Genomic DNA, 332 nt, shown 5'->3' with positions numbered 1-332 from the left:
TCGAAATCGAGACCGGAGGCTTTCAATATCTCCAGCAGCTTTTCCGGCCCTTCGGCGATGTAGCAGTCGGCTGCTTCGCCTTTCGTATGTTGCGAATTTTTGACTCCGCCGACCAGCAGGTTGACCGTTTCGTTGCGGTAGCCGCTTGTGACGGCGATTGCACTGCTGTAGCGGTCGCGAAGCGGTTGAAGCAGAAAGGTTACAAGGTTTTTCAACGCTTGAAGCGCTTGCGGGTTCGGTACGTTTTCAAGTCCGTTTTCGACGGCAATCCGGCTGTATGTGAGTTCTTCGAAGGTGAAATTTCTACTAAGGTTCATTGATTTTGTTTGTAT

Annotated in this window: 1 protein-coding gene; it reads right to left on the bottom strand. The window is 50.6% G+C overall.

Annotated elements, in window-relative coordinates; genetic code table 11:
• A partial coding sequence (locus DWW91_RS07560) for a D-Ala-D-Ala carboxypeptidase family metallohydrolase (protein ID WP_233584440.1) occupies positions 1–317 on the bottom strand: 317 nt, incomplete at its 3' end.
• Between the last annotated feature and the right edge of the window lie 15 nt (positions 318–332).

Origin of the sequence: Parabacteroides sp. AF17-3 (genome assembly GCF_003635445.1) — a bacterium.
In the GTDB taxonomy this organism is placed as follows: domain Bacteria; phylum Bacteroidota; class Bacteroidia; order Bacteroidales; family Tannerellaceae; genus Parabacteroides; species Parabacteroides goldsteinii.
Note: the sequence above shows the minus strand (reverse complement) of the source record. Positions and strands in the feature narration are given on the sequence as shown.